Source organism: Acinetobacter sp. BIGb0102 (assembly GCF_003815055.1).
Lineage (GTDB): Bacteria > Pseudomonadota > Gammaproteobacteria > Pseudomonadales > Moraxellaceae > Acinetobacter > Acinetobacter vivianii.
In genome coordinates this window covers 152,030-176,274 of sequence record NZ_RKQE01000010.1, presented here as the reverse complement: position 1 = coordinate 176,274, position 24,245 = coordinate 152,030, and the positions used below count along the sequence as shown (strand labels likewise).

Below are 24,245 nucleotides of genomic sequence, written 5' to 3'. Positions count from 1 at the left end.
CATGGAAAAGATTTGCATGACTGAAGAAGTCCCTGAGCGTGAGTCTCGTGCATACGATACGATGAAAGGGACAACTATTTTTATTACTCAAAAAGATGGCAGCTTTTATGCCTATCAGAATGTTTGCCCGCATTTGCAGACAGAACTTGAGTTCTTGGAAAATCAGTTTCTCGATCAGGATCGCGAATATATTCAATGTTCTACTCACGGCGCCCTATTTTCTGTTGAAACTGGCGAATGTATTTCAGGCCCGTGTCTGGGTGAATTCCTTGAAAAAGTAAATCTGGAAGTTCACTCAGATGGTGGTATCTATATCGATTGATGCTTAAATCATGAATTCTGCAATGACTGAGTTTTTCCTCAACTACTACCTTATGCCATTCCATATGAGCGTAGTCGCTTTGATCGTGCTTAGCATTGCAGAAACCATTGGTATTTTTATTGGCTTACGTCCAAGCCATCTGGTGAAGAAACTGGCCCCAGAATGGTTACTGAACTCGCCTTTAGTAGATGTAAAGTTTTCCAAATATCTGATTTTTGTTTTCTTGCTCATCAACTTTAGTTTTGCGGGCTATTTTCTTGAGCTTTCGTTCTTTGCCTTACAGCATTACTTTATTTCTCCATATTATTTATTTGTTCCTGCTTTGATCATCGACATTTTCTTTACTGTCTTTATGATTCACTGTCTGGATCAGGTAATTAAACCCAAAGTCATTCATACGCATACCAATCTGGTTGGGCGGCTAGCAACAATTTCAACGGGAAATGCCCGTCCAGGTTTTTCTGCTCAGGCGCGTGTTCGTGATGAGTTTGGGCAACTGTACTATGTACAAGTTGAACCAGAATATGGCGAACTGGAACTACAATCACAAGTCCTGTTGATTAGCCAAAAATCCAATTCACACTATCTTGCAAAAAAGATTTCTCTTTCAAATAACCTGTTTACCCCAGATTAAAACCGATCAAAAGCCGCTAAACTCGATCTCCAAGTCCAAAATAAACACAATGTTACAAAAGTACACAATAAAAATAGGGGTTTTATATCTTCCCTTCTGAAGTGATTCGTGATCTAGAAATACTGTAAAACACAAAAGTGATGTTCGTCACATTTCTACAAATAAACTCTACCTAAATACTTGGTTTTATCAGCATTTCATTCTAAAAATAATTTTGATATGTAATTAAAATGATAACCCACTGTATATATTATATATTTTATATCCATACTATTTTAGTTGGTTTAATATTTATTTAACTCATTTTAAACCAGAGCTTTTTAATCAGATTTAAAATCATAAATACAACTGTTTTAATCAGATTTAAAAAATAATTCATATTATTTTAGTTGGATAAAATCATTATTTTAAATTTTAACCATAAATAAAATCAAGCTACTGTTTTATATAAATTATTTTAAATTAAATATATTAAAAACCCTAAAGGTTTATTTTCAATGGTTTTTATTTAATAATGTTTTACATCTTTTAAAAATGTGTATGAGGCTAAGTTCTATGAACACAAGTTCTCAAGATCCAAATCGGCGGCTCATCCGAGAAATCACGATTATTCTTATTATTAAAGTTGCACTTCTCTTGGTGATTAAACACATCTGGTTTGATGCCCCAACGATTCCAAAAGATTTTAACAATGAAGTTGCCGAGCGTATTGCTGGTGACATGTCCAAAACTCAGGAGACACGTTGATGATTTCTGAAAGCGTGGTCGATCTTTCGCGGTTCCAATTTGCAATGACCGCAATGTATCACTTTCTTTTCGTCCCTCTAACTTTAGGTCTGGCTTTTATTCTTGCCATTATGGAAACCACGTATGTGATTTCTGGTAAAGAAATCTATAAGGACATGACCAAATTCTGGGGGAAACTCTTCGGGATTAACTTTGCCCTAGGTGTAACCACTGGTTTAACCATGGAATTCCAGTTTGGTACCAACTGGGCCTATTATTCCCACTATGTAGGCGATATTTTCGGGGCGCCACTTGCCATTGAAGGTTTGATGGCATTCTTCCTTGAATCAACCTTTATCGGTTTGTTCTTCTTTGGATGGGATCGCCTGTCTAAAGTCCAGCATTTAGGCGTGACGTGGTTAGTCGCAATTGGTTCGAATATGTCTGCCTTGTGGATTCTGATCGCAAACGGTTGGATGCAAAACCCAGTTGGTGCTGCATTTAACTACGAAACCATGCGTATGGAACTGGTTGACTTCGGTGCATTGATCTTCAACCCTGTTGCTCAGGTAAAGTTTGTGCATACGGTTTCTGCGGGTTATGTCACAGGTGCGATCTTCGTTCTTGCGATCTCAAGCTACTATCTATTAAAGAAACGTGACTTACCGTTTGCGCGTCGTTCATTCGCAATTGCTGCCATCTTCGGTTTAGCTTCAACACTTTCTGTGATTTTGCTTGGTGATGAATCAGGTTATGAACTCGGTGATGTTCAAAAAACCAAACTTGCTGCAATCGAAGCTGAATGGCATACCGAACCTGCGCCTGCTGCATTTACCTTATTTGGTCTCCCAAATCAGCAGGAAATGCGTACCGACTATGCGATTAAAATTCCTTATGTGATGGGGATTATTGCAACGCGCTCTACAGACAAAGAAGTGACTGGTTTACGTGACTTGATGAAAGAACATGAAGTGCGTATCCGTAACGGTATGGTGGCTTATAGCGAGTTGGAAAAACTTCGTGCAGGTGACCGTTCTCCAGACTTATTGGCTTCATTTGAGAAAAATCAGAAAGACTTAGGTTATGGCCTACTCTTGAAAAAATATTCTCCAAATGTGGTTGATGCAACTGAAGAACATATTCAGGCGGCAACTAAAGACACCATTCCAAATGTAGCGGCTCTATTCTTCTCATTCCGTGCAATGGTGGCTTCTGGCTTCCTGATGTTATTGCTATTCCTTCTTGCAACATGGTCAGTGGCAAAACGTAATGCCGAAGATAAACCGTGGTTACTCAAATTTGCTTTGTTTGCTCTCCCTCTCCCATGGATTGCTGCTCAAACAGGTTGGTATGTGGCTGAAGGTGGTCGTCAACCGTGGTCAATTGGTGAAATCTTACCAACACATTTGTCTGCTTCAAGTGTGAGTACAGGCGATGTATGGGGTTCAATCATTGCATTAGCTGCGTTCTATACCGTACTACTGATTATCGAAATGTACTTAATGATCAAATTTGCGCGTTTAGGTCCAAGCTCGTTACATACTGGTAAATATCACTTCGAAAAACTCGAAGCAAAAGCTGGGGAGGCTCAGTCATGATCGAATATGAACTCCTAAAAATTATCTGGTGGGTATTGGTCGGTGTTCTACTGATTGGCTTTGCCCTCACCGACGGTTTCGATATGGGCTCAATGGCACTGATGCCATTCGTGGGTAAAACCGATTCTGAACGCCGTGCTGCAATCAATACGATTGCACCGCACTGGGATGGTAACCAAGTCTGGTTCATTACCGCAGGTGGTGCTTTATTTGCAGCTTGGCCAATGGTGTATGCGGTTGCCTTCTCTGGAATGTACTGGGCCTTGCTACTGGTTTTATTTGCCCTGTTCCTGCGACCTGTCGGATTTGACTATCGCTCCAAGTTAGAGAATACCCAATGGCGTACTTCTTGGGACTGGGGTCTATGCATCGGTGGTGCGGTGCCTGCGCTGGTGTTTGGTGTGGCATTCGGGAACTTGTTCCTTGGCGTACCATTTAGCCTAGATGACACATTACGCTCACAATATACTGGTAGCTTCTTTGCATTACTGAATCCATTTGCATTGATTTGCGGTATTGTCAGCCTATCAATGTTATGTGCACACGGTGGTGCATGGCTCATGCTACGTACGGACGGAAATTTACATAATCGCTCTGCCAAGGCAACACAAATCATGGCAATTGCCTTCCTTGTGTGCTTCTTGGCTGCGGGTGCATGGTTATTCTTTGGTAATATCTCGGGTTATAGCTATGCCACTGCTGTAAATACAAATGCGGCACTCAACCCACTTGCTAAAGACGTTGTGACCAATGCCAATCATGGTTGGTTAAATAACTATGCAACTTATCCGATTACGATGGCGGCACCTATTGTTGCAATTTTAGGTGCGCTATTGGTCATCATCAGTGCAGGCAAACATAAAGCGGCTGCAAGTTTTACAGGTACAAGCTTAATGATTGTCGGTGCAATCCTGACTGCTGGTTTTGCATTGTTCCCATTCTTGTTACCATCAAGCATTGATCCAACATCAAGCTTGACCATGTGGGATGCTGTTTCTAGTCATAAGACCCTCGGGGTAATGACGGTTGCTGCATGTATCTTCGTTCCGCTCATTTTGATCTATACCTCTTGGTCTTATTACAAAATGTGGGGCGTCATCACCAACAAACACATTGAAGAAAATTCACATAGTTTGTACTAATCAGGAGATGTGACATGTGGTATTTTGCATGGATTCTAGGCATTTTGATGGCATGTTTCGCAGGTGTACTCAGTGCACTGTATATCGAACATCATCAAAATTTAGATGAGGAATAATAAAATGGCTGAAGCAATGACAACACCGAAGAATCGTAAAGCGCAAGTGCTTGCAATGACCATTTCGTTTTTGTTGGCATTGCCCCTTGCTGCTATTTTACTGGTACATCCATCGCTGATGTTGGATGCAAACGGACACTATAATCATAGCCTGCTGATGCTGGTAATGATTGGCATTTCTGGTGGCTTCGTGCATGGGGTTGGATTTGTACCAAGATTCTGGTTATGGAAATGGTTATTTAGCCCTTATATCGCCTGGCCTTTGATGGTTCTTGGATACTTTATCTGGTTAGGCCAATAAGTTATTTTCATTTCCCTACCATTAAAAAAGCTGCCAGATCTGGCAGCTTTTTAATTTTGGCTGACGTATCAAGTCATTAAAACTTAAAATTCACTGAAGCAGTAAAGTTACGCGCCACACCCCACGTATTTGTAGTATTTGCCTTGTACTCTTTATCAAATAAATTATTCACATTTAAGCCAAGACTGACATCTGGAGTCATTTGATAACGCCCCATCAAATTGACTAACGCATAACTATCTTGTCTGTTCAATTGAGCAGCTAAGCCCCTAGCTTTTGCGGAAGCGGCATCATAAATTTCACTTTGCCAATTTACACCACCGCCTAAAGTAATCTTATCCAGCTTATATGTGGTAAATAATTTAAAGGTATTCTTCGGTAAAATAGGATTCAGAATTTCGCCATTCTGATTTTTAGCATCAGTATGTGTATAGCCAGCCTGAATATTCCAATCTGGTAAAACCTCACCAGCAAGACTCAATTCATAGCCCTTCACTTTCGCACCATCTACAGCAATATAAGGCTGAAAATCCAACTCTGCTGTTCCGGCACTGGTATCCTGAATTGCGAAGTTATCCTGTTTCATTGAGAAATAGGCAGCACTTGCATTCAAACGTCCTTCATAAAAATCAGCTTTTAGACCCACCTCAAAACTATTGCCTTCTTCTGGATCTAGATAGTTTTCATTTTTATCTTTTCGAGAAGAAGGATTAAAAATTGTGGTATAGCTGCTATAAGCAGATACATTCTCCGTCAGATCAAGAATTAAACCTGCATACGGTGTAAAAACCCCATTCTGTTTTTGTTCATTATCCGTGGTTTTACGTTCCCAGTTACTAAAACGTGTGCCTAATACCAGTTTTAATGGATCAAGCAATTGTAATTTCGCAGCGGCAAAAGCACCTAATTGCTGCTCATCTACAAGGTTACGACCACTTTGTTTTATATCAGGTCTCAGACTCGCTCCATTCCAACCTGCAATATTTTCAACGACATAATAACGGTTGAAAGTTGGATCATCTGATTGAATCCGATAGCCATTCACCCCAAAACTAACATCATGTTCGTGCCCAAATGCCTGAAACTTGCCTGATGTATATAGATCTAGGGAATGTACCTCTGGTGTACTTTCTAAACGCCCACTCGTCACCACCATTTGCCCTGGTTGTAAGGTTAAGGTTTTATTCACACTATATGGCTTATCATAAGTAATGCCCCCAGATCCAGCGACGCCATACTCACGTTTATTGCTTGCCTTGGTAAATGCATAATTCGCAATTGCCTGCCAGTTATCATTAAACTGATGTTCAAGGCCTAGAAAAATATTTAATTTCTCAGTGTCACTAAAGGTAAAGTTTGCCGCAGGATTATCCTCTCTCCCAAAACTTACTTGCTTTTGTCCATCATGCGTTATAAATGGAAAACCGTGCGCCGTCGCCCCATCAATTTTGACTTGTTGTGCTGTAAGAGCCGTAGTAAGCGTTGTTTTATCGCTTAAATCAACATCTAAAGCCCCATAAATCACTGCATTTTGACGATGAAACCGATCCTGTTGATTTCCACCTTCCTCATAAACAGCGACGGTACGACCACGAATCGAGTTATCCTGATTCAGCCCACCACTTACATCAATTTGACTCCGATACCGATCCCAATTACCCGCCTGTACATTAACTGACCCTTTTACCTCTGCTGTAGGACGTTTTCGTACATAGTTAATGCTGGCACTTGGATTGCCTGATCCACTGGTCAAACCTGTAGCGCCTTTGGTCACCTCGATACGTTCATAAAGTGCTGAATCTTCAAGACCAAACATATCTGCACCACCAAAAGAAGCAGTTGATGTTGGTATTCCATCGCGTTGAACATTGGTGATTGCAAAACCTCGTGAGTAATAAGTGTTATAGCCCGCACCCAATTGTCCGTACTGAACCATGGTGACACCAGCAGTCTGAGCCAAGACATCATTGGTACTATTCAGGTTTTGGTCTTCGATTTGTTGTGCTGTAAATACCGTGACACTCTGAGGTGTTTCTTTCAGAGATAAATCAAGTTTCGTCGCAGATTTTGATTTTTTTACGGTATAGGATGGATCTGCTTGTTCTGCTTTTAAATGAATTGTGGGTAAAACATTATTGCTCTCTTGGTCCACACGAGAATCATTTGCCCATGCGACATTGTGAGATTGACCAGCCAAAACAAACATGATCGCAGTATATAAATGATGATGCTTCATTCTTTCCCCCTGAAAATATTTTTTTACATTCTACATAAATGCAAATGATTATCAATAACAAAGATTTCCTTTGTTCCTTTTGGATTTGATTAAGTTTTTGAATATAGGCTTTAATTTTGCTAAAATTTAAACAATAATTATTATCATTACTATTTGCAGATTTCACATATGACTTTAAAACTAATCGGGATCACTGTCACACTTTTATCCTGTATGGGTCTTTATCTCAGCCATCCCAATCAAAATTTCTTAAAAAACCAACTGGGTCGTTATTTTTTTTATACGGTCATAATCGGTTTATTGATTGGTTTAAGCATATTGCTTTATGCGTTGCCTTTACTCGTGGCAATCTTGATCTGGCTTGCAATTGCGACACTAGTCTGGTCATTCGCTCCTCTGCTCATGCTAATGAAAAGGTCAAATTAAAATGGATATGCTGAAACAAAAATTACAACCAGACTGGTGGACAAAAACGTTTGCCGGTTTCTTTCTAGGACTGAGCTTTGCCATGGCAATGGGTGCAATCATCGTTCTACTCAACAAGTCACACTCGGACTCCTCTATTGCACCTCAATTAGGTATGTGGTCGATCCCGTGGTTCTGGCTATTTGCTTTCTTTATTGCCTATTTCATCCCGAAAGGTTGGCAAACGATGCTGATTTTCAGTATTGCGAATGTGCTTGCTTATGCCCTGTTATTCTGGTTACGAGGTTAAAAATGAAAGTTCGCGCAGATATCATTAAAACAGGTAAAAATCTTCATACATGGGTCGGAATCAGCGCAGGTATTCTTCTGTTTATCTGTTTTTTTGCTGGTGGTTTAACCATGTTTCAACATCAGTTGAGTCAATGGGCAACACCTCCTCAACAAAAACTAGCAGCCATTCAACCTAACCAATATAACCAGCTCGTTGAACAGGTGCAGGCACAATATCCAGAGACAAAGAAAGCCTTTACGCTCAGTTTTAGCTCACCAGAAGGACATAATGCGCCAATTCAATGGGAAGCAGCACATGAGCCAGAAGAAGATCATCATGGAGTTGATATTGCTCAAACCAGTATGTTGGCAACACTCGATGCTAATGGTCAGTTGATTGCTCAACAAGTGAATGTGTCTAAATTAGGCTGGCTGATTGAACAACTTCATGAAACCGCAGGCATTCCAGGCATGATGGGACATCATACTGCTGGTGTTATGGTGATGGGTGTGGTTTCAGTTCTATATTTTCTTGCAATTATGTCTGGTCTGATCGTGTTATTGCCGACATTGATCAAAGATTATTTTGCTGTCCGTCCAGGTAAAAATAAAAAACGTTTTTGGTTAGATACTCATAATGTTATCGGGATCACTAGCTTACCATTTCATATTATTATCAGCGTTACCGTCGTTGTTTTTGCCTTTCACGATATTTTCTACGGCGCACTCAGCCAACTGGTCTCAAAAGACAAACCACTTTTTGAACGACCACCTGCGGTAAAAATTGTTGATCCAGCACCACAGCTCGATGTAGAAAAGATTTTCCAGAATATACAGAAAGCTGCACCTGATTATCGCATTGATGGTATCCGTTTCAACCAGCTGGATCATCCTGAACGGGCCTCTGCGTTCGTTGCACTTTATCATCCAGATCGCATGCTACGGGGCGATACTTTTGATTATATGAATTTTAATCCTTATCAAGATTCACCTTATCCAACCAAAACCCTATCAACAGAAGAAAGCTCGGCTGCATCACTGATCCGTTCTATGTTCGCACTACATTTTGGAAATTATGGTGGTGATTCCATTCGCTGGATTTATCTCATCTTTGGTTTAGGTGGTGCTTATTTATTTTATTCTGGCAATATCCTTTGGATTGAAACCCGTTTACGGAAACAGAAAAATCCTAATCTGCCAGCTCCACAACAACGTAAGGATGTGATGTTTATTGCTAATCTTACGATCGGCGCATGTTTAGGCTGTATGCTGGCAATATTTGTGAGCATGCTGGCTGGACGCTGGGCCTACGTCATACCAATGCAATTACAAAGTCATAACCATGTATTCATGTACAGCTACTATTTTGTGTTTATTGCTTGTGTCTTATACAGCTTTCTAATTGGAGCAGCCAAAGCATTACCTCAGCTCTTCTTTGCAATTGCGATGATTTTATTGCTTATTCCAACTACTTCTGTTCTCGCTTACCTATTTCCTATTCAAGGGTTATGGCATTCAACAGGATATTTAATCTGGATAGATATTGTTGCAGTATGCTTCTCTTTACTGTTTTTACGCTTTTATCAACAAGCAAGAGATCGAGCACGAAGTGCACCCGTAGGTTCAATCTGGTCTAGTCAAAAACAGGATCATTCAGTTCTTACAGAAAATCAGGTCTAACTTATTCGTAGATCCAGAGATAAAACAGTCTAATTATTTTTAAAAGCGTAAAAAAGCCGATGATATCATCGGCCTTTTTATTGATATGCGATTTAGTTGCTTTGTCCAGCTAACCATGCCATAAATTTTTGACGTTCAGCTTTCGATGCTTTTTGCCATAATTCTGCCATTTGCTGATCGGTTGTCTTGGTTGCACCTACTTGAGCTGCTGTTGTTACAGCAACAGGTGCAGTCGCAACAACCGCTGCTTGTGTAGCAGTTCCTGAGTAAACAGGCGCTGGCTGATTGGCAACATTGTTTTTATTCTTTTGGGTTAAATCCAGAGTGCGGCTTAGAAAATTATTGCCAGAGAACCAAGGTTGTGCTTCATTGTTCGCACCCGTTTGTTGAACGACAAGCTTTTTATTTTGATCATATAAAGCAACCGTAGGCTGATCAGCATATTTCTTTGCGGCTTCAAAATCTTTAGGTGCGTTGATCAAACCTAAAGTATAAGTTTGATTATCTTGAAGGTTCGGTGCTTGAATCGTGACGACACCCGACTTAAGGATGTCATGCTCACCATTCAAATGCTCAAAATATTCACGATAACGAACGTTAACCACTAAATTACCCGGATCGACCTGATAGTTATTCTTTTTTGAAGGAATTAATCCATTATTCACTTCTTGACCATTTACAGCAAGAATCACGATTTCTTCAGGTGCAGTGATTGTAACTGCTGAAAACACTGAACTACTTAATAATAACCCAAAAGCAGCAACACCAACTCTTAAAGACATTAGACTCTTCTCGTTATAAACAATTTATGAAACCGTATGCACTATGCAATGCGATTATGACGATTTTATGACAAAAGTTAAAACTGCCTCTTGCAACAATTTAGCTTTGTTAAGATAAGTGCAGCTTAAAACCAGTAAAAGAAAAAAGCTTTATCTAAAACTTAGTGTTAAAAGGGCAAAGATTTCAACATTCTTTGATATCTACAAACCCTTAATACAACCCTATTATTATTTATTTTTTTGATTTTGACTGAGTTTTTAATAATTTAGATTGCAATTTAGGGTATAAAAAATGTCAGATAATACTTCGTTAGGTGTTAATTTGGGCTCACAAAGTAAAATAGAAATATAAGTGCTGCCAGCATAAGACTAGCAATAACCAGATAAAAATCTACCGTATTAAAGCTTTTCAAAAACTTAAAAATATTCATAATTATCAACCTCTTCTCGTTAAAATTTTTATATCAGATTAAGTGTAACAATTCGCAATCCGATTGTAATTATTGTGTTTAAATTGCTTCTACATTGTAACCATTGAAACATCTTGTCTCTTTCGCAAGAACATATAAGCAGTAAAAAACCACCCGAAAGTGGCTTTGTTTAACAATGATTAATACTTAATTTGGATTAATGAAATAAAAATATAAAATAAGTATGACAAGCACGATGCTTGCAACGATTAGATAAGCCCCAATTGTGTTAAAGCTTTTTAAAAACTTGATAATATTCATAATTTTCAACCCCTTGAAAAGTAAAATAAAGCACCCCAAAAACAGTACCTTACTCTATTATTTTACCAAATGGTCAAAAATACTCAATTCAAATCTACAGTACTGAGTTTGTTTTTTATAGATAATTTAAATGGATAAGCTCCTTGCATAGAGAGTATCTACACTGGGTAAAACCTAACTATAGGCCGCATCGCCATTCAGCTTTTAATGGCCAATGCATAGCTCGAATAACCTGTCCTATGCAACTAGCTAATGAATGTAAGTCAGATATCATTATTACGGAAGCTTTGGGTGGAAAAGGAATCTGTCCACCCAATTTCATTAGAAATCAGTCGCCTTAATCTCCAATCGGAATTGATAATTTAAGCTGATTACTTCTATGCTCTAAAGGTAATGGACTATGTTTGATAATTTTTTGTTGATAGTCTTGGTTTGAAATCATCCCTCTATTTCGGGCCTTCTGTAATGAATTAAATTGCTGCTCTTGCCCATGCGCATCCAAAGCACCCAAATGTCGATGCTCAAGATAATACTGCGCTCTGTCATGTGGACTCATATTAGAAGTAATTGATTGAATTTCACTCAAGCTTTCTAAATCTTGAGTCCGTTGACTTAGACGATCTTGCTCTTGCTGCTTCAATGACTCAAAGAAATCAACTTGTTCACTACTCTCGATTTGATATTGAGGTTCGTCGTTTTGCAGAATCAATATAGATTGAGGTTTATTAAATAAGTCATCTGCACTATAAACTGAACCAGAAATCACCGTACTTATAAGAAGAATTAATATTTTTTTCACCAAGCCACCCAATAAACAAACAAATAAAGACAAGTGTATATTTTACACTTTTCACATAATCATTTCAAATTAAGCATTATAAAACAAAAACTTATAATTAAACCAACAAATCATAACTGCCTCTTAAAGTTACTGGTATTTCAGTAAGTCACAGACCTAATTGGCTTAAAAACATACAAATGGCTTTCCGCGAAATATAAGACAAGCTTCCCAAAGCGATTGAAATAACTGCTTTTAAATATTTTTTAATAATTTAATTAACATGAAGTCATCATTTCTAGATGGATAAAACAAATGCGCCACAAACCGAAACCCTCTACTTTTTTGTTTTCATGGATATTGAGAAATCAAACGTAGGAGAACTTCGGTATGAACAACCTAAACAATGAATATCAAGAATTAAATCAATTACTTAAAGGCATTAAATTTGCCATGGTTACTTTCATTTCTGAAAAAGGCCACTTACACTCTGTCCCAATGACCACCCAAGATACTGATTTTAATGGAATCGTATGGTTTTTAGGTTCTAAAAGTTCTGAACTTGTGAAAAGTATTCCGCTAAATAACCAAGTCAATTTAGGGTATAGCAATATATCGAATAATGATTATGTTTCGATTAATGGTATCGCTGAGTGTGTCGTCGATCCTGCGATTCTTGATCAGATCTGGTCTCCTGCTTATGAAGCATTCTTTGAACATGGTAAATCTGACCCGGATATTCAACTACTCCGTGTGATCTGCAACGGCGCTCAATATTGGAAAGGTTCAGGTAAAGTAGCAACCCTATTCAAACTTGCTAAAGCTTCTATTACAGGAGAATCTGAGGAGCTTGGCACGACGAAAAATATCTCCCTGTAAATTTAGTGAGCATTCTTATAAGACGGCACCTAATTTGTCTTCTCTCAATGAAATGCTCCTCTAACAGCGCATGAGTTTAAAATAGAAATTTTTTACTCCAATAAAAAAGAGCACATAAAGTGCTCTTTTTTTGATGCCCGATCTAAACTTAGTTAAAAGTTTTGAAACGTGCTGCATCATCCATATATGTTTTGTCGCCAGCAGCAGCTTCGATAGAACCGAATACAAGCTGAGCACGTAATTTCCAGTTTGCAGGAATATCAAAAGTTTCTGCAACTTCTGCATCAATAATTGGGTTGTAATGCTGTAATGATGCACCAACACCAATTTCAGATAAGGCAGTCCAAGTTGCAAATTGAGCAATTGCACTTGAGTGTTCAGACCATACTGGGAAGTTATCTGCATATAGCGCGAATTGCTCTTGTAGGCCTTTTACAACATCTTGATCTTCATAAAATAACGCTGTACCAAAACCTGCTGCAAAGCTATCAATTTTCGCGCTTGTATTCGCGAAAGCTTCGGCTGGAACCATTTTACGTAAAGTTTCACGTACGATTTCCCAGAATTTTGCATGTGATTCACCATATAAAGTCACAACACGTGAAGTTTGTGAGTTGAATGATGATGGGCTTTGTTTTACAGCTTCACGGATCGTTTCTTCAATTGTTGCTTGGTCTACTGTAAGGTTTTTACCAATCGAATAAATTGTACGGCGTGATTTAATACTATTTAAGAAGTTGCTCATGTTGTTATTCCTACCTTGTGCCCTGAGGCGTTATCTTGGATTGAATGTAGTGTATAACGAGGTATTTTTTAGGAATAGACCAAAAAACATAACAGATCGTTCTTTTTTTGAAACAATGCAAATTGATATACTGTTCAGGTTCAGATGTAATTGGGCTTTAATGGGTTCACTTCTAACTCTTGGCCCTTGCAAATCTCATTATTTTGTTCTGTTCCACTCTATCTCTTTTAGTAGAATGATTAGCAATCACTCAATGATATTGCCAGCTATATCTTGTTTTTAAAAAGAAAAAAAGCCGAAAACTCGGCTTTTATTTCATATTAGAATCTAATTTATTTATCTGTTTCAAATAACGCAGCAACGAATGATTTAGCCGAGAATGGACGTAAATCATCGATCTTCTCACCAACACCAATATAGCGAATCGGCACATGAGTACGACTTGCAATATTGAATAATACACCGCCTTTTGCAGTACCATCCAGTTTGGTGATGGTAATACCTGTTAGGCCAACAGCCTCATCAAAAAGCTGAACCTGATTAATCGCATTTTGACCTGTACCAGCATCTACAATTAGCATGATTTCATGTGGAGCAGTTGCATCAATTTTCTGCATCACACGTTTAACTTTTTTCAACTCTTCCATCAAGTTGGCTTTGTTTTGCAAACGACCAGCGGTATCTGCAATCAATACATCAATGCCTTTGGCACGCGCACTTTCAAATGCATCAAAAATCACAGAAGCACTATCAGCACCATGTCCTTGAGCCACAACTGGAATGTCATTACGCTCACCCCAGATTTGCAATTGTTCAGTTGCTGCTGCACGGAATGTATCGCCCGCAGCCAACATCACTTTCTTGCCTTCACCTTGTAAACGCTTCGCCAGTTTACCAATGGTTGTGGTTTTTCCTACACCATTTACACCTACCATCAAAATCACATACGGTGATTTATTCGGATCAATATGTAGTGGTTTAACACGTGGAGCTAGCAAAGCAACCAGTTCTTCCTGAAGTGCCTTGTATAAAGCATGCGAATAAATCAAATCACCACGAGCAGTACGTTCAGTCAAATTGGCAATAATAGTTTTGGTCGCATCAACACCAATATCTGCAACTAAAAGTTGTTCTTCAACTTCTTCCAGTAATTCGTCATCAATTTCTTTGCCACCAATCAGAATGTTGACCATACCATCCGTAAAACTACGACGGGTTTTCGTCAAACCATCTTTCATGCGACCAAAGAAGCCTGTTGATTTGGCTTCTTCTTCAACAGCTGCCGATGCAGGTTGCTCAACGACTGGCGCTACTACAGGGGTTTCAACTGTTTGCTGTACCGCTGGCTCTATAATGGGAACATCGACAGCAGGTAAACTTGGTAATGTCACATCGTCATCACCGATGTCAGCATTTATCAAGAATTTATTTTGCATATTCGATTGCTGTTGCATGTCGATTCCTTGAGTGTAAAGCAGCTTTTAAAATGGGGCCAGTCTAGCATAAATTGCTATCGTTTTCCCGAATGGGACAATTCATTCATTTATAATGGAAATGAGTCGATTAAAACTCACTCATCTTCTTTCGCCATCGCTGGATATTGTCTAATCCGGCTTGATTCAAATTGATAAGCATTTAATAACTTTAAATAATCTAGACGACGAATTGGCGTCTGGTCTAAAACATCATGCGCCATATGCTGGGTTCTTGGATGGCTGGCCTGATGAGCAAACTGCACCACTTGCTGATATTGCGATGCATTGATTGGACGTAGTAATGCGTTATACGCAAGTATAAAAATGGACAAAATAATAATACCGACCAAAATATTATAAAATTGGTCCAGTTTGAATCCTAATCTGGATTGCATCACTTTATGTTTAGAAAGTATAGACAACATAACCTACCTCGAATTAGAGGTAGTGTATGTCTCTGATTCGCTTAGGACAAGTACAACGTTCAATAAGTCACAATTCCACAACTTATTGAACGTGCAAACAACTTTAGCTGTGATTAACTGACCAGCGAACGAACAAAAGCAAAGTACAGAATGAATGCAATGATGACGAGAACAATGAAAATTGCAAACATGCCGACCCCACTTTCTGCATCAGCAGGATGTAAATCATCGTCATCGGCAATATTCTTCAGCTCGCCATCATAAATTTTATAAAAACGGTCTTTCTGTTCAGGGCTTAAATGGCTGGCAAAGTCATAAACACGCTTACGCTGAGCAAGACAATAATCACCTAGATGAATTTCCTGATGAAAAATCGCTTCATCAAGTAATTTACGATGATGATGAGCAAGCGCAATGATTTGGCTTTCTAATGGAGGAACATCAACGTTCACACCATCAATCACATTTGACATGTTATTCTCCTTTTCTCTTATTCTCACTTTGATTCTACTTAAAATTATTTGTGGTAAATGTTTAATCGTGTAAGCTTTTATTTACGCAAAATTGCTGAATATATTTGACAATTCCATCAAATTGTCATATTACTTTAATAATTCTAAGTTAAAGTAGCTTAAATTCAAAGTAGAGTAACTTTGGATAGAATTTGCGGTAATCATAATTAAAATAAGGAGTTATTATATGATTCAACATTTTACACACCATGAACTAGAGCATCTATATGCAAATGCGGTCAATACAATTCAATCGCAAAAAAACTTCCAAGATGCAGTAAAAGAGCTTGAGGAAGTCGCTAAAGCAGGTCACGGTAAAGCGGCACTATTTTTAGCAGAATTGTATTATCAAGGCTTCCGAGTAGAACGTGATTCCTTGAAAGCTCAGTATTGGCAGAAGATGGCAACCCTTCAAGCTTAAAGAAACGTCCTTGCGCTATATCAAAGCTTTTATTGCTTTGATTTGCTCAGGTGGCGTTTTTTTAATGCCTGTTAAACTATAATTAGTAAGATGATCTCCTCTTTTTCACTCGTACTGCATTAAAACATTGCCCTATCTTGATCGAATTTCCCGACCGATAAAAACACAATAACTCTATTTTATCCAAAGCTTTAGCTTACAAAATTAAAGAACTAATCACTCAATTTTCTAAGTAACTACAATATTTGCTTACGATTTTAGTCAATTGTTAAACATAAATGACATCTAGATTTCTTATAATGAACCATAAGTTTAAGAATATTAGTTCAATAAAATGTATCGCTTTAACCATTTTCAGCCGGTTTCACGAGAGTTGATGATTAAAATTTCAATTCTAAAAACAATGATGTACTGTGGTGCACTTTGGGGCCTTTACCACGAAGGTTGGGCAATCAAATCGGATCAGGACGGTCATGTCTTCCCTTTCTGGCTCAATGGTGTACAAGCCCATCGTTATGCAAAAGCCAACTGGAAACACTACACGCCACGGAAAATTACCCCTAAGGATTTTCATGAGTCATTGCTTCCCACTTTAACCCGCTTGCAGGTTGAGCCAGCATTATTCAACTCATCACACCGCAAATTTAAGCTCTCAACACAGCAAATGCAGCATTTCTTTTTTATGCCCCGTGAAGCAGTTATACCTGCTTAAAACATGATTTAGCGCCAGTGATGACTTTTTGAGCATTTATGAGAAAAAGTTATCATTGGAGTGAAATTAGCACTTTGCAATTAAAAAAAATACCGTTAAGTTAAATGAAAATGACAATACAACACAGGTGGATAAACAATGACAATCGTTGCTCAAGTCATCAAGAATAAAGCAGTACAATCAATTTTTACAATTTCACCCAATGCGACTGTACTTGAAGCAATTAAGATCATGGCCGATAAAGGTGTCGGTGCTCTGGTTGTTGCTGAAGATGAAAAAGTTGTTGGAATTTTCTCTGAACGTGACTACACGCGTAAAATTGCCTTAATGGAACGTTCATCAAATAACACGCCTGTTGCAGACATTATGACCTCGAAAGTCATTTCGGTCAGTCTTAATCATACGGTAGAAGAATGTCTTAACCTCATGACCGATCGCCATTTACGTCATCTTCCAGTACTCGATCAAGAAAAGTTAGTGGGCTTTATTTCGATTGGAGATCTGGTAAAAGCAGCGATGGATGATCAACGCATTCTGATTGAGCAGCTTCAACAATATATTTCTGGTTAATTTTAATCAAAAACAAAAAGGGCAAATGAATTGCCCTTTTTTATGACTTATTACAAATTAAGCTTTTAGAAAATTTTGAATAGCTGGAACAAGACGTTGCAACAACTCATCGGCTTGCGCTTGCGTCATATTCAAAGGTGGTAGTAAACGAACAACTGAACCAGCCGTCACGTTAATAATCAACTTATATTCATCACGCGCAATTGCAACCAGCTCAGCACAATCTTTTGGCAATTGAATACCAATCATCATCCCGAAACCACGCACCTGTACATGATGATCCGCCAATTGCGCTCTTAACTGATCAACAATATAAGCACCCATTGTTGCCGCATTTTCAACAGCATTTTCCTTTTCCAAGGTATCAAGCACGGTATATACCACACGTGAACCCAGCACTGTGCCACCATAAGTTGAACCATGACTTCCTGCGCCAAGTAAGCCTACCGCCTTACCTTGTGTCATCACCGCACCCACAGGAAAACCATTCCCCAAACCTTTTGCTGTGGTCATAACATCAGGAATAATATTGGTATGCTGATAAGCAAAATATTTGCCTGTACGGCCATTACCCGTCTGGATCTCATCCAGCATCATCAGCCAGTTATGCTGATTACATAAAGCACGCACATCTTCTAGATAGCTAAAGCCTTGAGGTGCAGTATTCACCCCACCTTCACCTTGAATTGGCTCAATCAGGATGGCAACGATATCTGGATGAGTAATGGCTGCTTCTTGAATCGCCTCAACGTCCCCAAACGGAACACGAACAAAGCCCTCTACCAAGGGTGCGAAACCTTCCTGTACTTTCTTATTGCCTGTTGCGGATAAGGTTGCAAGTGTACGGCCATGGAAAGATTGCTCTGCCACTAAAATTTTAGGATTGGCAATGCCTTGTTGTGAGCCAAATTTACGCGCAATTTTAATTGCACCTTCATTAGATTCTGCTCCACTATTTGAGAAGAAGATTTCTTCCATTCCAGAAACTTCAGCGAGTTTCTGTGCTGCCGCAGTTTGCCAAGGAATTTCAAATAAATTACTAGTATGTACTAAAGTTGCAGCCTGTTCAGCAATTGCTTCAGCAATGACAGGGTGTGCGTGCCCTAATCCACATACTGCAATACCTGTTAATGCATCTAAATACTCAGTGCCATCTGCTGTATATAAATACGCCCCTCGCCCTCGTACAAAGCTGATCGCCTGGCGACCATAAGTAGCCATAAGATGTGTGGGTTGATCAGGTTGCACAGGAGCAAGAGTGATATTAGTCATAACAAACTCAATCTATCAGTAGTTGTGGTGAAAAAAGTTATATAAGCAAAAACTTGCATAGATTGAAAGCTTAAAGTCACATTTATACAAGAAAAATCTTTTGCAATGAGCCTTTTTAGTAGAAAAAGGACCTGATTGAAGTAATTTCATTGAAATTTAAAATATAAAATGATTTCCAAAGCCTTCAAGAAATCAGCTTTATTATTAAAAATTACTGCTAAATTTAACGTTAGGACTAGTCATCTATACACTTTTACTATACCTATCAAATCTTCAAGGATTAGAATAGCTAATTAGATTCATTCTTCTTTAGCGATCACTTAAACAAAAAACACACAAATTACTACTTAATTTTAATCAACATCATTTTTCGCTTCATAGTTTCTGGTTATTCTCTTATAAATTATTTACACAGTTCTCTTTAATCTTATTCAAATAATACTATGCAAGTAAAAACTCTACTTCTACAATTATACCGAAAACTTAGCCCATCCTAATGAATTCGATTAAAAATATTACAAACATACCAACTACTTGGATATTTAAACTCAAAAGCATATGCATGGCTAGAAAACTTGGTTCATATATTTTGCTTTTATTTAATATTTTCCAGAATACAACCCCATTAAACAAACAACATTACAAAATTTGAGACAAGCTATTCATAAGTTTCATTCTTAAAAAGAGAGTAACTAAAAAGTTATTTTTCCAACAATACGTTATATACTAAAAGCCAATACTTTTTTTATTTTCTAAAATAAAAACTAACACAATATATACAACTATCATTCTAGTAAAATTGTAATATTAAGAAAATACTCCTTGTGTTTGCGATAAATAAAATGTTAAAAACAACTTTATTTTCACTTATATGTATAATTTCACCATCATCTTATTCATTTGAAATATATCAATTTTTAAATTGGCATTACCTAAAAATGCCCGATGGCGAAGTAAAATACTCTAAGAAAGTTATAGATTATGATAAAAATTTATCGTCTATTGGCATGAAAAAAATGAATGTCATATACTCAGTACAAATTCTTACTGACAACAGACCTGATTATAAAAAAATTAAAAAAATTGTTGAAGCTACAAAAATAGACCCTTATACACCTATTTGTTTTGATATTGAAATAGGAGTTGCCAACAAACCTGAAACTAATTTACCTGTTATTTTAGGTGCTTTAAATATATATCACAAAATCGGTGGCAAGGCACCAATTGGGGTTTATGGTGTATTACCTCAAAGAACTCCCAATAAAATCATATCGAAAAAGCAAAGAAATGATTTTATTTTACTTAATAAAAAGTATGAGGAAATTGCAAAAAATGTCGATTTTATTTCCCCAACTTTATATTTCTATTCACTTCAGAATATGGATATTTGGAAAAATAAAGCACAGTTCAATATGCAGGAAGCAAAAAAGTATGCTAATCAATATAATTTAAAAATCTATCCTTTCATTTCTTTAAGTAACTGGGAGATTCGTAATAAAAAATTTTTCGTTACACCTATAAGTGAAAGCAATATGGATATGGCTCTTGCTTTTCTAGAATCTCAAGGGGCCAATGGAGTTGTACTATGGGAGAGTGGCTCATCTAGACAGGCTAATGATGAAATGCCAGCCGTATTTGATATGAATAAAGACTCTTTTAAATCAGTTGTAAATATACTCAATAGAAATAAATAACAATTATATATTATTTAACCACTAACTAGAAATTTGGGATTAAGAATTACCTTTAAAAAGAGGAATAAAGCTATAAGTAAAATTAAAAAATCTGATTTTTATTCAAACCAAACTAAAGATTTAAATTGTTATTTAACTGGCTTGGTAAATTAAGACTGGTTGTTTTTTATAACAAATAGAAAAGCAAGGATAATAATTAACATATGAAACAAACCTGTAAATTATGATAAAAACAAGAGAAAAACTGCAAGGTATAAAGTATATTGCATACACATTTTTATATTTTATCTAACTCCTTCTTAACTCATTAATAATGAATTTCATAGTGAAACCTAGCTGTTAAATATTTTAAATTATTCCAACAATTGAAGACATTACAACAGCCTCAAATAAGCTAGATAGATAGTCTTAAAAAGTATATAATGCAGGGAGATTAGTAGAGGATCTATCTATGACGGAACAAGCGCGTGATACAGTAGCGTTAATTCGTGATCAAATTGCGAAACACCCTGTTTTACTTTACATGAAAGGCACTCCACAATTCCCGCAATGTGGTTTTTCTGCTCGTGCAGTAGAAGCACTTAGCCAAATTGGTCGTCCATTTGCGTATGTAAATATCTTGGAAAATCAAGATATTCGTGCAACTTTACCGCAAATTGCAAACTGGCCTACTTTCCCACAACTTTGGGTAAATGGCGAGCTTATTGGTGGTAGTGATATTATGCTTGAAATGTTCCAGAATGGTGAATTAAAGCCATTGGTTGAACAGTACAGCCCTGCTCCAGAAGCATAAGTTGTAAAGCAAAAAGCCAATCAAATGATTGGCTTTTTTATTGGTTGGTCATTAGTTTTGGCTAAAGCCTACATAGCGAAATAAGCCTTCTACCCCTAAATCAGCTTTATAAATTTGCATTTCAGGATAATTTGCCTGACTCACCGTTGCAAAAATATTCATATTTGGATCTTCATGAATTTCATCAACCGATTGTGACAAAACCTCATCAAAACGATCTGCGATAAATTCAAAACCTAAATCCATTGCCATAAACAAGGTATGTTCACAAGGTTGAATATATTGTTCCTGATCCCAGTCTAAAACTGCATGCTGGCAATATGGACAAGCAATATTTTGGGTGGCATCGGCAATGTTAATCAGTTGGTATGACATAATAATAAAGCATCAAAAGTTTCATGCAGTTTAAAAGAATATGATGCCCGAATCTATCTTCAATACTTTTGAATGGGAGGATTTCAATCATGGCAACACTTGAACGGGCGATTTCACTAGCAGCAGAACGGCATGCAGGCCAAGTGGATAAAGCCAATGCGCCCTATATTCTGCATCCATTAAGAGTCATGTTGAACGTGCCAGACATTGAGCACAAAATCGTTGCTGTTTTACATGATATTTTAGAAGATACCGCAACCACGATTGATGAACTCTATAGATTAGGTTTTCAGACACATCTAATCGACGCAATCATTGCCCTCACTAAGCAGGCGGGCGAATCCCGAATACAAGCGGCTCAACGGACTGTACAGAATCCCATTGCACGTGTTGTTAAATTAGCTGATATCACAGACAATATGGACTTGTCGCGGATTCAGACTCCGACAGTGAAAGATTTTGAACGATTGAAAGAATATCAACAGGTTCGAGATATATTATTATCCCAAAATGTTTAATAATTGCATTTATAATGATTTAACCTGAACACAATAAGCTGGAGTTTATAGCGTAATGCTAACGGATTTAGATGATTTTTATTGCTTTGCGCTTGTGGTTGAGCATGGTGGTTTTAGTGCAGCTGAACGTGCGACTGACATTCCAAAATCAAAATTAAGCCGTCGGGTATATAACCTCGAAGAACAACTTGGTGTACGTCTGATTCAGCGTAGTTCGCGTCATTTCGCAGTGACTGATATTGGGATGGATGTTTATCGCCACGCGCAAGTCATGATGAATGCAGCGCAAGCAGCACATGATGTGGTGAATCATTTAAGTAGTCAGCCACGTGGTGTGATTAAAGTCAGTGTGCCTGTCGATATTGCCCAGAACCAGATGGCGAAAATCTTGCCTGCTTTCTTGAAAAAATATCCTGAAGTACGTGTTCAGATGTTAGTAAGTAATCGTCGAGTCGATGTCATTAATGAAGGAATTGATCTGGCTTTACGAGTGCGTTCTAAACTAGATGATGATCCGAATCTGGTACTACGACAGTTTGAAGCGATTGAACAACGTCTTTTTGCCAGTCAAGCCTATTTAAATGAGTTTGGTAATCTGACAACGCCAGAACAGCTCGCCGAACATCGAATTATCAGTATGTCAGAAGATCATCTGGATCAGCAATTCTTGTTAACTGGCCCAGATCATCAGCAGAAAAAGATTAAGGTAAATCCTGTCATCATGGGATCGAATCTTTTAATGTTGGCAGAGCTGGCAACACAAAATTGCGGGATCGCTTTGTTACCGGACAGTATTGCACAAGACTTTGTTAAGACAGGACAACTGGTGACTGTACTACCTGAATGGACAGCGCCACATGGTGTTTTCCATGCAGTTTATCCATCTCGTCGCGGCTTGTTACCTGCCGTACGTGTATTTATTGACTATTTGGTTGAGCAATTAACGCAGTGCTCAACAAAGAAAAGGCCCGATTAATCATCGAGCCTTTTGCTGTATCGCAACACAATTAAACTGCTGGATAATGCCCTGTACCTTCTGGCCACGGGGTAAGTAATTCAAAACCGTCATCGGTCACCGCAACCATATGTTCCCATTGTGCAGAAAGTGACTTGTCTTTGGTGACTACAGTCCAACCATCATTTAACTCTTTCACATGCGGCTTGCCTGCATTGACCATCGGTTCAATGGTAAAGACCATGCCTTTTTTCAAGACCATACCTTGGCCTTTTTGTCCGTAATGCAAAATATTCGGCTGTTCATGATAGATACGGCCGATGCCATGTCCACAATATTCACGAACAATGCTATATCCTGCATTTTGAGCAACCGTCTGAATCGCATGACCAATATCACCTAATGTTGCACCAGGTTTAACGGTATGAATACCAGCTAACATCGCTTCGTAGGTTGTTTCAACCAGTTTCTTGGCTTCAGGACTCGGCTCACCGACAAAATACATGCGACTAGTATCGCCAAAATAGCCATCTTTAATCACAGCCACATCGATATTCAAGATATCGCCTTCTTGCAAAATCTTTTTGGCAGAAGGAATAGCATGACACACTTCTTCATTGACAGAAATACAGGTTGTCTTGGTAAAACCGTGATAGCCAACATTGGCTGGAATCACCTGCAAGGTATTCACGATATAATCATTGCAGATATCATCTAAATATTCAGTTGAAACGCCAGGCTTAATATAAGCACCAATCATTTCTAACACTTGTGCCGCCAAACGACCTGAGATTCTTAATTTCTCAAGATCTTGTTCAGTTTTAATGGTCACAGTAGAAGCTCTCATTCGAGATTTTCCTTATTCATCTATCAGATTAATTTCACATGCAAGCAAAAATATTAGGGCTGCATAAAGTATTTCAATAGTTGTACGCCCTTGCATGCAAATCTTCAATCTTTTTAAGACTAAAAGACCATTTTTATTTTACATTTAATTTCGATTAAGCTGATTGAGAAAAGACATCAGCACTTTTTATTTTCGGAGTTTTAAAAACCTTTTCAATGCATTAGCTTTACCACATCTAATTATATGATTTTAATAATTTCTTTTTAGTCAAAAAACAAACAATTTTCACATAAATTAGTTTCAAATGAAC

28 protein-coding genes are annotated in these 24,245 nt (G+C 37.9%); 18 read left to right on the top strand and 10 right to left on the bottom strand.

Annotated elements, in window-relative coordinates; translation table 11 throughout:
- Nucleotides 1–16 precede the first annotated feature (16 nt).
- The 7 genes from EC846_RS03670 to EC846_RS03640 all read left to right on the top strand — a co-directional run bounded on the left by EC846_RS03670 (nucleotide 17) and on the right by EC846_RS03640 (nucleotide 4,839).
- Nucleotides 17–322: a Rieske (2Fe-2S) protein gene (locus tag EC846_RS03670; protein WP_104021878.1), complete on the top strand. Its 306-nt coding sequence runs from the start codon at nucleotides 17–19 to the stop codon at nucleotides 320–322.
- A gap of 22 nt (nucleotides 323–344) precedes the next feature.
- Complete coding sequence (locus EC846_RS03665; protein ID WP_171066990.1) at nucleotides 345–956, top strand: OB-fold-containig protein; 612 nt, start codon at nucleotides 345–347, stop codon at nucleotides 954–956.
- A gap of 555 nt (nucleotides 957–1,511) precedes the next feature.
- Entirely contained in the window at nucleotides 1,512–1,703 is a 192-nt protein-coding gene (gene cydP, locus EC846_RS03660) for a cytochrome oxidase putative small subunit CydP (RefSeq protein ID WP_004653758.1), read from the top strand.
- Nucleotides 1,703–3,280, top strand: a complete 1,578-nt coding sequence (locus EC846_RS03655; RefSeq protein ID WP_005241807.1) for a cytochrome ubiquinol oxidase subunit I — start codon at nucleotides 1,703–1,705, stop codon at nucleotides 3,278–3,280. Before cydP ends, EC846_RS03655 begins: the two co-directional genes overlap by 1 nt.
- Nucleotides 3,277–4,422, top strand: coding sequence for a cytochrome d ubiquinol oxidase subunit II (gene cydB, locus EC846_RS03650; protein ID WP_004772432.1), 1,146 nt, complete (start codon nucleotides 3,277–3,279; stop codon nucleotides 4,420–4,422). The genes EC846_RS03655 and cydB overlap by 4 nt, the downstream gene beginning before the upstream one ends.
- Nucleotides 4,423–4,436: 14 nt before the next feature.
- A complete protein-coding gene (gene cydX / locus EC846_RS03645; RefSeq protein WP_000270276.1) occupies nucleotides 4,437–4,538 on the top strand; it encodes a cytochrome bd-I oxidase subunit CydX in 102 nt (33 codons plus the stop codon).
- A 4-nt stretch (nucleotides 4,539–4,542) separates the two neighbouring features.
- The gene (locus EC846_RS03640) at nucleotides 4,543–4,839 is read left to right on the top strand and encodes a cyd operon YbgE family protein (RefSeq protein WP_005257841.1); all 297 of its coding nucleotides are present in this window, start codon (nucleotides 4,543–4,545) and stop codon (nucleotides 4,837–4,839) included.
- 76 nt (nucleotides 4,840–4,915) lie between these two features.
- Here the strand turns inward: EC846_RS03640 and EC846_RS03635 are convergent, their stop codons facing one another.
- Nucleotides 4,916–7,075, bottom strand: a complete 2,160-nt coding sequence (locus EC846_RS03635; protein WP_123774228.1) for a TonB-dependent siderophore receptor — start codon at nucleotides 7,073–7,075, stop codon at nucleotides 4,916–4,918.
- A 168-nt stretch (nucleotides 7,076–7,243) separates the two neighbouring features.
- Between EC846_RS03635 and EC846_RS18430 the strand changes: the two genes are divergently transcribed.
- From EC846_RS18430 to EC846_RS03620, 3 genes are read left to right on the top strand one after another with little or no spacing between them, the layout of a single operon-like run.
- Nucleotides 7,244–7,501, top strand: coding sequence for a hypothetical protein (locus tag EC846_RS18430; RefSeq protein WP_123774227.1), 258 nt, complete (start codon nucleotides 7,244–7,246; stop codon nucleotides 7,499–7,501).
- A gap of 1 nt (nucleotide 7,502) precedes the next feature.
- Nucleotides 7,503–7,790, top strand: a complete 288-nt coding sequence (locus EC846_RS03625; RefSeq protein ID WP_004772439.1) for a hypothetical protein — start codon at nucleotides 7,503–7,505, stop codon at nucleotides 7,788–7,790.
- A gap of 2 nt (nucleotides 7,791–7,792) precedes the next feature.
- Nucleotides 7,793–9,451 (top strand): PepSY-associated TM helix domain-containing protein, encoded by a 1,659-nt coding sequence (locus tag EC846_RS03620; protein ID WP_123774226.1) that lies wholly within the window; start codon nucleotides 7,793–7,795, stop codon nucleotides 9,449–9,451.
- Nucleotides 9,452–9,543: 92 nt separating this feature from the next.
- Here EC846_RS03620 and EC846_RS03615 read toward each other — a convergent pair whose 3' ends face one another.
- Nucleotides 9,544–10,233 (bottom strand): DUF2057 family protein, encoded by a 690-nt coding sequence (locus tag EC846_RS03615; protein ID WP_123774225.1) that lies wholly within the window; start codon nucleotides 10,231–10,233, stop codon nucleotides 9,544–9,546.
- A 1,068-nt stretch (nucleotides 10,234–11,301) separates the two neighbouring features.
- Nucleotides 11,302–11,763: a hypothetical protein gene (locus tag EC846_RS03610; protein WP_123774557.1), complete on the bottom strand. Its 462-nt coding sequence runs from the start codon at nucleotides 11,761–11,763 to the stop codon at nucleotides 11,302–11,304.
- A gap of 369 nt (nucleotides 11,764–12,132) precedes the next feature.
- Here EC846_RS03610 and EC846_RS03605 point away from each other — a divergent pair, with 369 nt between their 5' ends.
- Entirely contained in the window at nucleotides 12,133–12,621 is a 489-nt protein-coding gene (locus tag EC846_RS03605; protein ID WP_062847418.1) for a pyridoxamine 5'-phosphate oxidase family protein, read from the top strand.
- A 148-nt stretch (nucleotides 12,622–12,769) separates the two neighbouring features.
- Here the strand turns inward: EC846_RS03605 and EC846_RS03600 are convergent, their stop codons facing one another.
- The 4 genes from EC846_RS03600 to EC846_RS03580 all read right to left on the bottom strand — a co-directional run bounded on the left by EC846_RS03600 (nucleotide 12,770) and on the right by EC846_RS03580 (nucleotide 15,739).
- Nucleotides 12,770–13,366: a nitroreductase family protein gene (locus tag EC846_RS03600; protein ID WP_123774224.1), complete on the bottom strand. Its 597-nt coding sequence runs from the start codon at nucleotides 13,364–13,366 to the stop codon at nucleotides 12,770–12,772.
- Between the two features lie 332 nt (nucleotides 13,367–13,698).
- Nucleotides 13,699–14,820 carry a signal recognition particle-docking protein FtsY gene (gene ftsY / locus EC846_RS03590; RefSeq protein WP_004772450.1) on the bottom strand — a complete coding sequence of 374 codons (1,122 nt, stop codon included), beginning with the start codon at nucleotides 14,818–14,820 and terminating at the stop codon, nucleotides 13,699–13,701.
- Nucleotides 14,821–14,936: 116 nt separating this feature from the next.
- Nucleotides 14,937–15,266 (bottom strand): hypothetical protein, encoded by a 330-nt coding sequence (locus EC846_RS03585; RefSeq protein ID WP_047427821.1) that lies wholly within the window; start codon nucleotides 15,264–15,266, stop codon nucleotides 14,937–14,939.
- A 113-nt stretch (nucleotides 15,267–15,379) separates the two neighbouring features.
- Nucleotides 15,380–15,739: a hypothetical protein gene (locus EC846_RS03580; protein ID WP_004772454.1), complete on the bottom strand. Its 360-nt coding sequence runs from the start codon at nucleotides 15,737–15,739 to the stop codon at nucleotides 15,380–15,382.
- Nucleotides 15,740–15,965: 226 nt separating this feature from the next.
- Here EC846_RS03580 and EC846_RS03575 point away from each other — a divergent pair, with 226 nt between their 5' ends.
- The 3 genes from EC846_RS03575 (at nucleotide 15,966) to EC846_RS03565 (ending at nucleotide 17,481) form a co-directional block, all read left to right on the top strand.
- A complete protein-coding gene (locus EC846_RS03575) occupies nucleotides 15,966–16,199 on the top strand; it encodes a hypothetical protein (protein WP_004772455.1) in 234 nt (77 codons plus the stop codon).
- Nucleotides 16,200–16,533: 334 nt separating this feature from the next.
- On the top strand, nucleotides 16,534–16,911 hold the full coding sequence (locus EC846_RS03570; RefSeq protein ID WP_032810616.1) for a DUF2750 domain-containing protein: 378 nt from the start codon (nucleotides 16,534–16,536) through the stop codon (nucleotides 16,909–16,911).
- A 138-nt stretch (nucleotides 16,912–17,049) separates the two neighbouring features.
- Entirely contained in the window at nucleotides 17,050–17,481 is a 432-nt protein-coding gene (locus tag EC846_RS03565) for a CBS domain-containing protein (RefSeq protein WP_004772457.1), read from the top strand.
- A 57-nt stretch (nucleotides 17,482–17,538) separates the two neighbouring features.
- On the opposite strand, the gene EC846_RS03560 is transcribed toward EC846_RS03565, so the two are convergent.
- Nucleotides 17,539–18,753, bottom strand: a complete 1,215-nt coding sequence (locus EC846_RS03560) for an aspartate aminotransferase family protein (RefSeq protein WP_123774222.1) — start codon at nucleotides 18,751–18,753, stop codon at nucleotides 17,539–17,541.
- An 842-nt stretch (nucleotides 18,754–19,595) separates the two neighbouring features.
- Here EC846_RS03560 and EC846_RS03555 point away from each other — a divergent pair.
- Together EC846_RS03555 and grxD are read left to right on the top strand one after the other, a co-directional pair.
- The gene (locus EC846_RS03555; RefSeq protein ID WP_123774221.1) at nucleotides 19,596–20,447 is read left to right on the top strand and encodes a hypothetical protein; all 852 of its coding nucleotides are present in this window, start codon (nucleotides 19,596–19,598) and stop codon (nucleotides 20,445–20,447) included.
- Between the two features lie 451 nt (nucleotides 20,448–20,898).
- A complete protein-coding gene (grxD, locus tag EC846_RS03550) occupies nucleotides 20,899–21,240 on the top strand; it encodes a Grx4 family monothiol glutaredoxin (RefSeq protein ID WP_004772459.1) in 342 nt (113 codons plus the stop codon).
- A 51-nt stretch (nucleotides 21,241–21,291) separates the two neighbouring features.
- Here grxD and EC846_RS03545 read toward each other — a convergent pair whose 3' ends face one another.
- The gene (locus tag EC846_RS03545) at nucleotides 21,292–21,615 is read right to left on the bottom strand and encodes a hypothetical protein (RefSeq protein WP_004772461.1); all 324 of its coding nucleotides are present in this window, start codon (nucleotides 21,613–21,615) and stop codon (nucleotides 21,292–21,294) included.
- Between the two features lie 89 nt (nucleotides 21,616–21,704).
- Between EC846_RS03545 and EC846_RS03540 the strand changes: the two genes are divergently transcribed.
- Both EC846_RS03540 and EC846_RS03535 read left to right on the top strand, forming a co-directional pair.
- A complete protein-coding gene (locus tag EC846_RS03540; protein ID WP_123774220.1) occupies nucleotides 21,705–22,133 on the top strand; it encodes a guanosine-3',5'-bis(diphosphate) 3'-pyrophosphohydrolase in 429 nt (142 codons plus the stop codon).
- Nucleotides 22,134–22,188: 55 nt separating this feature from the next.
- The gene (locus EC846_RS03535) at nucleotides 22,189–23,109 is read left to right on the top strand and encodes a LysR family transcriptional regulator (RefSeq protein WP_047427838.1); all 921 of its coding nucleotides are present in this window, start codon (nucleotides 22,189–22,191) and stop codon (nucleotides 23,107–23,109) included.
- A gap of 31 nt (nucleotides 23,110–23,140) precedes the next feature.
- On the opposite strand, the gene map is transcribed toward EC846_RS03535, so the two are convergent.
- Nucleotides 23,141–23,935 (bottom strand): type I methionyl aminopeptidase, encoded by a 795-nt coding sequence (gene map, locus EC846_RS03530; RefSeq protein WP_004772465.1) that lies wholly within the window; start codon nucleotides 23,933–23,935, stop codon nucleotides 23,141–23,143.
- Nucleotides 23,936–24,245: the final 310 nt, after the last annotated feature.